Origin of the sequence: Streptomyces sp. NPDC020845, assembly GCF_044334165.1 — a bacterium.
GTDB lineage: Bacteria > Actinomycetota > Actinomycetes > Streptomycetales > Streptomycetaceae > Streptomyces.
Genome location: NZ_JBIRSJ010000007.1, coordinates 557,081 through 566,468, shown reverse-complemented (window position 1 = coordinate 566,468; position 9,388 = coordinate 557,081). Strand labels below are relative to the sequence as shown.

Sequence of the window (9,388 nt, the reverse complement as noted above, 5' to 3'; positions counted from 1 at the left end):
TTTTTTTATTTAGATTGTAATATACTCCTAACAACAAACAGAACTTCTTTTTTCTTGGTAAAAGCCGGGTGGTGAGGGCCCCCCCCAGCCACCCGCCCGCCCCCCACGCCACGCAATGCCACCCACAGCCCGCCCGACGACCGGAAGGAAACCCGTGTTCGAGTTCAGCGTGATCGGCGGCAAAACGGCCCGCGACATCATCGGCCGCAGCCGCCGGGAGATCGTACGGGAGGTGAAGGAAACCTATCTGACCCACGGCGACGGCGACTCCGTCAACCCGGACAGCTACTTCCTGCGCTTCCCCGAGAAACCGGACAGCCGGATCATCGCGCTCCCGGCCTACCTGGGCGGCAAGCACGACGTCGCCGGGATCAAGTGGATCGGCAGCTTCCCCGGCAACATCAAGAACGGCATCCCGCGCGCCTCCGCCGCCCTGCTGCTCAACGACTACGCCACCGGCTACCCCTTCGCCGTCCTGGAAGCCTCCCAGATCAGCGCGGCCCGCACCGCGGCCTCCGCCGTCCTCGCCGCCGAACAGCTGACCGGCGGCCGCACCGCCCGTCGGCTGGCCGTGGTCGGCGCGGGCATCATCGCCCGCAACATCCTGGAGTTCTTCGCCGCCCAGGAGTGGGACATCGACACCGTGGTCGTCCACGACCAGCACCCCGAATACGGCCAGGCCCTCGCCGGATACGCCACCGACTCCCTCAACTACCGCGCCGAGACCACCGACGACCTGCGCACCGCCCTTGAGGTGGCCGACGTCATCGTCTTCGCCACCACCGCCGGCGAACCCTACGTCCTCGACCCGCGCGCCTTCGCCCCCGGCCAGGTCGTCCTCAACATCTCGCTGCGCGACATCGGCCCCGAGATCATCCACGACTCGTACAACATCGTCGACGACGTCGACCACTGCCTCAAGGCCAACACCTCCCCGCATCTGGCCGAGCAGAAATACGGCAACCGCGACTTCGTCACCGGCACCCTCGCCCAGCACATCCGCGGCGAGGTCACCACGGGCCCGGACAAGCCCGTCATCTTCTCCCCCTTCGGCCTCGGCGTCCTCGACCTCGCGGTCGGGGCGCATATCTACCGCGTCGCGACGGAGGCGGGGGAGGCCACCGCGATCGACGACTTCTTCGGCGAGACCACCCGCTGGTAACCCCTTTCGTTGGGACCCTCGTCCGCTTGGGCCACCGGCCGCCCCGTCAGCTCACCGCCACCCAGGAGTAGCGGTGCTCGGGGCGGCCGGTGTCGCCGTATTTGCGGGTGAGACTGACCCGGCCCGCGTCTACGGAGCCCGAGCACCTCTGGGCGGCATTCGGCTCTGAGCAGGCCGAGGCGTACGGGAAGTTCGCCGAGGCCCGAGCCGGAGAGGTTCTTCTGCCTCGATGAAGTCGACCGTGCGCTGATCGGCAAGCGGCGCGGAAATCAGATTCGCGACGCCTACGGCTACCACCAGTACGAGGACCCGGAGTGGGGCCGGCTGTCCCGTACGTTTCTGCACGGCCGGGCGTGGACGAACGCCGAGGGGCCGGTGACTGTTCAATCAGTCGGTGCACTGGCTGCGGCGGAACCGGGCGCTGCTGCCCGGGGCGAGCGTGCTGGCCCGGCAGGTCGCGGAGGTGCGCTCGATCGCCGAGCGGCGGCTGTACGCGACGGTGGAGGAGCTGGTCCCGCCCGGGGACGACGCGGTGCCGCCGGTCTGGCGGCGGGCGGCGTTCAACAACGCGGACCTCCCGGCCGGGACGTGTTCGCGTCGCCGTCGAACCGGTGGTCCGACCCAGGGCGCGGCTGCTGGACGGCAAGGTGTGGGAGGCGGTGCGCGAGGACATCGTGGTGGGGATGAGCTTGAACGGCAGCTGCGCCATGCGGGCGCGAGTGACCGGAAGCGAAGCCGCGGGCAGGCAGCGGGGCCCGAGGACCCCGGCTGCGTGCCCGCTGGGACGGTGTGTCAGAGCATGGCGAGGCGGTCCACCAGCAGTTTCACCCTCTGCTCGGTGTACTCCGGCGGCAGCCGTTCCGTCCGGGTCAGGGTCGCGATCCCGTGCAGGGCCGCCCAGAACGTCTCGGTGAACAGCCCCGGGTGGACGCCGTCCCCGGCGACCTCGCCGAGGGTCTCCAGCAGGGCGGCGAAGGCGTCCTTGAGAGGTTCCGGGGTGTCCTCCTGTGCGTACGCCAGGCCGCCGTCGAGCTGGAATATGGCGTCGTAGACCGCCGGGTTGCGTGCGGCGAAGTCAAGGTAGGCACGGGCGAGGGCGGCGACCCGCTCGCGCGGGCTGTTCGCGCCGGCGGTCGCGGCCCGCACCGCCACGGCCATCTCGGTGGCGCCCGCGAGGGCGACGGCGCCGATGATCTCGCGTTTGCCGCGGAAGTGGCTGTAGAGGACGGGCTGGCTGTATTCGATGCGCTCGGCGAGTAGGCGGGTGGTGACCGCGTCCCAGCCCTGCTGCTCGGCGAGTTCGCGGGCCGTCGCCACGATGAGGCGTTCGCGGTCCGCCCGTTCGCGCTGCTTGCGTTCCTGTACCGACATGATTCGATCCTAGCATCGCTAGACAATCGAGCGGCAGTAGTACTAGCGTTGCCTCATCAGCTAGCAACACTAGATGCCAGGAGGGGTATCGTGCTCACCGCACTCGAGGTCTTCACTACCGTGGTCGTCGGCCTGATGGTGGGGGTGGAGTTCTCCGTCGCCTTCATCATGAACCGGATCCTCAACGCCCTCCCCGGCGACAGCGGCCAACTCGGCCACGCCCACGGGGGCCGGATGCTCGGCGCCGTGATGCCGTTCTGGTACATCGGCTCACTCGCACTGAGCGCGGTCTGGGCCATCGCCGGGTGGCACCACGACGGCGCCGGCCTCGTCGTCACCGCCGCCGCGCTGCTGATCCTCAGCGTGATCATGTCGATCCTGCTGCTCGTCCCGATCAACAACCGGAACAAGGCATGGACCCCCGAGAACCGGCCCGAGGACTGGAAAGAGCAGCTGAACCGCTGGGAACGCTTCCACTATGTCCGCGTCGCCGTCATCATCGCCGCCTTCACCCTGCTGGTCGCCGCCCTCGCCTGACCCCGCGGGCTGACCCCGCGGCTGACCCCGCGGGCTGACGCCGCGCCGGTGGCGCACAACCCCACTCCCCGGGCGGCAGCGGGCCACCGAAATCCCGATATCCGGGAATGCGGCTGCCGCTCGGATCCCACAACTGCGATCCCGACGAGCCACGCCCGCTCGCTCAGCCGCGTCCGCGCGGCCTGATCAGGCCCCGCACGACTCAGCAAGCTCCACGAAGCTCACCAAGCTGACGAAGACTCGCAAGGAGAAGAACAGTGTCGCTGAAGAAGATCAACACCGTCCTGGCCGCCGCCTTCATCCTCTTCATCCTCTGGTTCGGGACGGAGTTCATCCTGAGCCCGGAGACGACGGCGCCGGGCTTCGGCCTGCCGAGCTGGCCGTCCGGCGACGGCGACGGCGGCGGCTTCCTGATCATCAAGGGAATCCGCGACGTCGTCCTGGCCCTGGTCCTGGGCATCCTGCTGGTGACGGGCCACCGCCGGGCGCTGGGCTGGGCGCTGCTGGTGGAGGCCCTCGCCGCGTACGGCGACATGGCCACCGTGCTGGCCCACCACGGCTCCGTGGCCACCGCGCTCGGCGTCCACGGCCTGACCGCGACACTGATGGTGGTCAACGGCCTGCTGATGATGCGCGAGACCGGCAAGGTCGCGGCCGCTCCGGCAACGCCCGCCCCTCAGCCCGCCTAACGCGCCATGCCCGCGTGTTGCTCGGCGACCGGAAAGCGGACATCGGGGAAGTGCGCTTCCTGGCGGAGCCCGACGGCGCGCCGGAGTGCCGTCAGCTCACCGCCACCCAGGAGTAGCGGTGCTCGGGGCGGCCGGTGTCGCCGTATTTGAGGGTGAGACTGATCCGGCCCGCGTGTTCCAGATACTTGAGATAGCGCTGGGCGGTGGAGCGGCTGATACCGGTGCGCTCGGCGACCTCATGCGCGGACAGCGGATGGTCGGCCTGGTCCAGGGCGCGGCGGATGAGGTCGACGGTCGGCGCGGAGTGGCCCTTGGGAAGCGCCGAGCGGGCGGTCGCGTCGGCGGTCCGGAACGCGCCGAAGATACGGTCCACCCGCTCCTGGCCCGTCTCACCGCGCCCGCCGACCCCCTCCAGCGTATGACGCAGCGTCATATAGCCGTCGAGCTTGGCCCGCAGCCCCGCGAAGTTGAACGGCTTGACCAGGTACTGCAGCGCGCCATACCGCATGGCGGCCTGGACGGTGGCGACATCGCAGGCCGCCGTCACCATGATCACATCCGCGTGGTGGCCGAGCTGCCGCATCCGGCGTACGAGGGTCAGCCCGGTCTCGTCGGGGAGGTAGTGGTCGAGCAGGACGAGGTCGACGTGGATGCGCTCCAGTGTGGCCAGGGCCTGCGCGGCCGTATGGGCACGGGCGGCGACCCGGAAGCCGGGCACCTGGGCCACATACGCGGAGTTGATCTCGGCGACGTGGAAGTCGTCGTCCACGACGAGGACGTCGATCATCGTGACTCTCCCGCTGCGGTGAGCTGCTGGATGGGGACGTTGGCTGCGCGGATGCCGTCGGCGGGGGCAGGAACCGGAGCCGGAGCCGGGTCTGGATCTGGGCCCGGGTCCGGGTCAGGGGCTCCGTCCAGATCGAGCGCTTCGGGGAGGATGACGGTGAACACCGCGCCCCCGCCCGCCCGGGCGGTGACCCGGGCCATCCCGCCGTACCGCTCGGCGAGCCGCCGCACCAGGGCGAGTCCGATGCCCCGCCCGCGCGGGGTCGGCACAGGGGTGTCCTGTTTGGTGGACCAGCCCTCGGTGAAGATCTGTTCGCGCATCTCGGGCGGCACCCCCGGCCCGTTGTCGCTGACGCGCAGTACGGCGGTGGTGCCCTCGGCGCGCAGCTCGACCTCGATGAACGGGTCGGGGCGGGGCTGCGAGGCCACGGCGTCCAGCGCGTTGTCGATCAGATTGCCGAGCACGGTCACCAGGTCGCGCGGGTCGACCACCCGCTCGGACAGCAGCGACTGGGGCGAGACGCGCAGGGACACCCCGCGCTCCGCCACGATGGCGGCCTTCCCGACGAGCAGCGCCGAGAGCAGCGGATCGCGCACCCGCTCGGAGATCTGCTCGGCGGAGGCCCGGTGGGTGTCGGTGAGGCCGGCGATGAATTCCGCCGCCCGCTGGTGGAGCCCCAGTTCGAGCAGTCCGAGCAGGGTGTGCAGCCGGTTGGCGTGTTCATGGCCCTGGGCGCGCAGCGCGTCCAGCAGCCCGCGGGTGGAGTCCAGCTCCCGGCCCAGCAGCTCCAGTTCGGTACGGTCGCGCAGCGTGGCCACCGCACCGCCGTCCTTGGTCGGCATGCGATTGGCCACCAGGACCCGGCCACCGCTGACGGTCAGCAGATCGGCCCCGTCCGCCCGCCCCGCCAGCACCTCCGTGGTACGGCCCGGGGGCAGCGCCTCCTCCAGCGTGTGGCCGGTGGCGTCCGCGCCGACGCCGAGCAGCCGCCGCGCCTCGTCGTTGATCAGCCGGATCCGGCCTTCCCGGTCGAAGGCGACGACGCCCTCGCGGATGCCGTGCAGCATCGCCTCGCGCTCGTCGAGCAGCGCCGAGATATCGGCGAACGCGACCCCGTGCGTACGGCGGTGCAGACTGCGCGAGACACCGATCGCGGCCAGCACGCCGACGGCGAGCGCCATGCCCGCGTACAGCAGCAGCCGGGGCAGCGTGGCGAGCAGCTGGTCGCGGACGCTGCCGTAGCCGATGCCGACCGAGACCGCGCCGACGATCTTCCCGTCGGCGGTGCGCAGCGGCACCTTGGCGCGGGCCGAGCGGCCCAGGGTGCCGACGTCGATCTGCATGACCTCCTGCCCGGAGAGCGCCGCCTCCGGATCGGTCGAGACATGTTCGCCGATGCGCCCGGTGTTGGTGTGCGACCAGCGCACCCCGCGCCGGTCCAGCACCACGACGTACAGCGCCCCGGTCGCCCGGCGGATCCGCTCGGCCGTCTGCTGCACCGGACCGCGCGGGCTGGGCTCGGTGGTCAGCAGATCGTGGGCGAGGCCGGGGTCGGCGGCGGTGGCCTGGGCGATGGAGAGCGCCTTGTGCATCGCCTGGTCGTCGATCTCGGAGCTGAGCGGGGCGAGAAAGAGCCCGGTGGCGAGCACCATCACCCCGGCGGTGAGGGTCAGCTGTACGGCCAGCACCTGGCCGGAGACGCGTCTGGGCCAGCGGATCCGCATCTCGGTCACCCCCGTCTCCAGGCCCTCCGCGTATGCGGTAGGAGCTATTCCGTTTACGTCGCTGCAATCGCACGGTAAGGGCGCTCTGCGCTGGTTGCACAGGGTCCGTAGCGGATTCGTTGCCGTAGCGCGAGCTAAACGAGCAGAACGGGGCTTGTGCGCACAAGAGCGCGTTGTGCCCATAAGGCTGCCGGTGTGGCCCGCGCCACTCCTAGCCTCCTCGGCCATGAGCAGACAAACGAGCCCTGCCATCGAGTTGCGGGGCGCTAGCAAGGTGTTCCGGACTCCGTCCGGTGGCCTCCACACCGCCGTCAGGGATCTGGACCTGATCGTCGGGCGGGGCGAGTTCGTCGCCGTGGTCGGCCCCACCGGATGCGGGAAGTCCACGACGCTGACGCTGGTCAGCGGGTTGGAAGAGCCCACGGAAGGCGATGTGCTGGTGACCGGCGAGCCGGTCAGCGGCATCGGGTCCAAGGTCGGCTTCGTCTTCCAGCAGGACGCCGTCTTCCCTTGGCGCAGCGTGCTGTCCAACGTGATGGCCGGGCCCCGCTTCCGCGGCGTACCGAAGGCGGAGGCGAAGGAACGGGCGCGCGAGTGGCTGGCCCGGGTCGGGCTCGCGTCCTTCGAGGACCGCTATCCGCACCAGCTGTCCGGCGGCCAGCGCAAGCGCGTCGCGCTCGCGGCCACCTTCGTCAACGACCCCGAGATCCTGCTCATGGACGAGCCGTTCTCGGCGCTCGACGTCCAGACCCGGGCGCTGATGTCCGACGAACTGCTCGAGCTGTGGTCAGGGACCGGCGCCTCCGTCGTCTTCGTCACCCATGACCTCGAGGAGTCGATAGCCCTCGCCGACAAGGTCGTGGTCATGACGGCCGGCCCGGCGACCGTCAAGGAAGTGTTCGAGATCGATCTGCCACGGCCCCGCAAGGTCGAGTCGGTGCGGTTGGAGCCCCGGTTCATCGAGATCTACCGCGAGATCTGGGCCTCGCTCGGCGAAGAGGTACGGATCACCCGCGAGAGAGGAGCCTCGAATGGCTGAGACGACGACCGCCGTACGCAAACACAACGCGGCCAAAGAGGGCGCGAGCCGTACGACAGCGAGAGCCCGCGCCGCCCGCAAACGCGCGATCCTCGTCCAGAGCACCCGCGCGCTGGTCCTGGTCGCGGTGCTGGGGCTGTGGGAGTGGTTCGCCCGTACCTCGGTCATCGACCCGTTCAACTTCTCGATGCCCTCGAAGGTCTGGGACCAGCTGAAGGACTGGATCCAGAACGGCACCGCCCAGGGCCCGCTCTGGGAACAGGTCTGGACGACGCTGCAGGAGGCGCTGATCGGGTGGGCCATCGGCGTGGCCGCCGGCGTGGTCCTGGGCATCGGCCTCGGCCGGGCCCGCTTCCTCGCCGACGTACTCGGCCCCTACATCAAGGTGCTCAACGCACTGCCCCGTATCGTCCTCGCCCCGATCTTCCTCATCTGGTTCGGCCTCGGACCGGCCTCGAAGGTCGCCTCGGCGGTCGTACTGGTCTTCTTCCCCGTGTTCTTCAACGCCTTCCAGGGGGCACGGGAGGTCGACCGCAACCTGGTGGCCAACTCCCGCATCCTCGGCGCGAGCAACCGCCAGGTCACCCTGCAGGTCGTGATCCCCTCCGCCACCTCGTGGATCTTCACCAGCCTGCATGTCAGCTTCGGCTTCGCGCTGATCGGCGCGATCGTCGGCGAGTACATCGGCGCCACCAAGGGGATCGGGCTGCTGGTCGCGACCTCGCAGTCCACGTTCAACGCGGCCGGGGTGTACGCGGCGATGGTGATCCTCGCCGTCGTGGCCCTGCTGGCCGAGGGCGTGCTGACCTTCCTGGAGCGGCGGCTGTTCCGCTGGAAGCCGGCCCAGCCGGGCGCGGACCACTGACGCGCCCTTCTCCCTCCCCCTTCTGAAACCCTCTTTCTCCCAAGGACGTGTGACATGCGCAGCTACGCCAAGATCTCCGCGGTGGCCGTCGCCGCGGCGCTCTCCCTGACCACCCTCACCGCATGCGGCAGCGACTCCGGCGGGGACGGCAAGGACGGCAAGGTCAAGATCATGGTGGGTGGCCTGGACAAGGTCATCTACCTGCCCGCGATGCTCACCCAGCAACTCGGCTACTTCAAGGACGAGGGCCTCGACGTCCAGCTCCTCAGCGAACCGGCCGGTGTCCAGGCCGAAACCTCCCTGGTGGCCGGCGAGGTGCAGGGCGCGGTCGGTTTCTACGACCACACGCTGGACCTCCAGGTCAAGGGCAAGCAGGTGGAGTCCGTCGTGCAGTTCTCCCACGCACCCGGCGAGGTGGAGATCGTCTCCAACAAGGCGGCGGGGGAGATCACCTCGCCCAAGGACTTCAAGGGCAAGAAGCTCGGCGTCACCGGCCTCGGCTCCTCCACCGACTTCCTCACCAAGTACCTGGCCGTGAACAGCGGCGTGAAGACCAGCGAATTCACCCCGGTCGCGGTCGGCGCCGGCCAGACCTTCATCGCGGCCCTGAAGCAGGGCGCGATCCAGGGCGGCATGACCACCGACCCCACCGTCGCCCAGATCACGGACCAGAAGCTCGGCAAGATCCTCCTCGACATGCGCACCCCCGAAGGCTCCAAGGCCGCCCTCGGCGGCCCGTACCCCTCCTCCAGCCTCTACATGAACACGTCCTGGGTGAACAGCCACAAGGACACCGTCCAGAAGCTGGCCAACGCCTTCGTGAAGACCCTCAAGTGGATGTCCACCCACACCCCCGAGGAAATCGCCGCCAAGATGCCGGCCGACTACGCCCAGGGCGGCAAGGAGCTCTACGCCCAGGCGATCAAGTCCACCCTGCCGATGTTCACCAAGGACGGCGTCATGCCGGCGGACGGCCCGGCGACGGTCGAGCGCGTCCTGAAGTCCTTCAACCCGAACCTGAAGAACGCCAAGGTCGACCTGAACAAGACCTACACCACGGAGTTCGTGAAGAAGGCGGGCTGACACCAGGCCCCGAACGGCCGGGGGGGGGGGCGGGGGGCGCCCGGCGCGCGGCCCCCGGGGGGCCCCGCGGCGCCGCGGGGGGAGGGGCGGGGCGGGCCCCCCCCCCCCGGTGGAGACCAAGCGCGCGGTGG

9 protein-coding genes and 1 pseudogene are annotated in these 9,388 nt (G+C 69.8%); 7 read left to right on the top strand and 3 right to left on the bottom strand.

Translation table 11 applies throughout. From position 1 onward, the window contains the following. Positions 1 to 154 precede the first annotated feature (154 nt). Both sbnB and ACH4U7_RS21045 read left to right on the top strand, forming a co-directional pair. Positions 155 to 1,162: a 2,3-diaminopropionate biosynthesis protein SbnB gene (gene sbnB / locus ACH4U7_RS21050; protein WP_398529368.1), complete on the top strand. Its 1,008-nt coding sequence runs from the start codon at positions 155 to 157 to the stop codon at positions 1,160 to 1,162. 113 nt (positions 1,163 to 1,275) lie between these two features. Next, positions 1,276 to 1,700, top strand: a pseudogene (locus ACH4U7_RS21045) (DUF4158 domain-containing protein); the annotation flags it as partial. 254 nt (positions 1,701 to 1,954) lie between these two features. Here the strand turns inward: ACH4U7_RS21045 and ACH4U7_RS21040 are convergent. Then, a complete protein-coding gene (locus ACH4U7_RS21040) occupies positions 1,955 to 2,533 on the bottom strand; it encodes a TetR/AcrR family transcriptional regulator (RefSeq protein ID WP_398529367.1) in 579 nt (192 codons plus the stop codon). Positions 2,534 to 2,623: 90 nt separating this feature from the next. Between ACH4U7_RS21040 and ACH4U7_RS21035 the strand changes: the two genes are divergently transcribed. After that, on the top strand, positions 2,624 to 3,070 hold the full coding sequence (locus tag ACH4U7_RS21035; protein WP_398529366.1) for an anthrone oxygenase family protein: 447 nt from the start codon (positions 2,624 to 2,626) through the stop codon (positions 3,068 to 3,070). A 257-nt stretch (positions 3,071 to 3,327) separates the two neighbouring features. After that, complete coding sequence (locus ACH4U7_RS21030; protein ID WP_398529365.1) at positions 3,328 to 3,759, top strand: DUF4267 domain-containing protein; 432 nt, start codon at positions 3,328 to 3,330, stop codon at positions 3,757 to 3,759. 91 nt (positions 3,760 to 3,850) lie between these two features. On the opposite strand, the gene ACH4U7_RS21025 is transcribed toward ACH4U7_RS21030, so the two are convergent. Both ACH4U7_RS21025 and ACH4U7_RS21020 read right to left on the bottom strand, forming a co-directional pair. Beyond that, the gene (locus tag ACH4U7_RS21025) at positions 3,851 to 4,546 is read right to left on the bottom strand and encodes a response regulator (RefSeq protein ID WP_089512920.1); all 696 of its coding nucleotides are present in this window, start codon (positions 4,544 to 4,546) and stop codon (positions 3,851 to 3,853) included. Then, complete coding sequence (locus ACH4U7_RS21020; protein ID WP_398529429.1) at positions 4,543 to 6,270, bottom strand: ATP-binding protein; 1,728 nt, start codon at positions 6,268 to 6,270, stop codon at positions 4,543 to 4,545. The genes ACH4U7_RS21025 and ACH4U7_RS21020 overlap by 4 nt, the downstream gene beginning before the upstream one ends. Before the next feature lie 226 nt (positions 6,271 to 6,496). On the opposite strand from ACH4U7_RS21020, the gene ACH4U7_RS21015 reads away from it, so the two are divergent. The 3 genes from ACH4U7_RS21015 to ACH4U7_RS21005 are packed head-to-tail and all read left to right on the top strand — an operon-like array spanning position 6,497 to position 9,257. Further along, a complete protein-coding gene (locus ACH4U7_RS21015) occupies positions 6,497 to 7,309 on the top strand; it encodes an ABC transporter ATP-binding protein (RefSeq protein WP_089512921.1) in 813 nt (270 codons plus the stop codon). Continuing rightward, the gene (locus ACH4U7_RS21010) at positions 7,302 to 8,174 is read left to right on the top strand and encodes an ABC transporter permease (protein WP_398529364.1); all 873 of its coding nucleotides are present in this window, start codon (positions 7,302 to 7,304) and stop codon (positions 8,172 to 8,174) included. Before ACH4U7_RS21015 ends, ACH4U7_RS21010 begins: the two co-directional genes overlap by 8 nt. A gap of 54 nt (positions 8,175 to 8,228) precedes the next feature. Then, positions 8,229 to 9,257 carry an ABC transporter substrate-binding protein gene (locus tag ACH4U7_RS21005; RefSeq protein ID WP_398529363.1) on the top strand — a complete coding sequence of 343 codons (1,029 nt, stop codon included), beginning with the start codon at positions 8,229 to 8,231 and terminating at the stop codon, positions 9,255 to 9,257. Positions 9,258 to 9,388 lie beyond the last annotated feature (131 nt).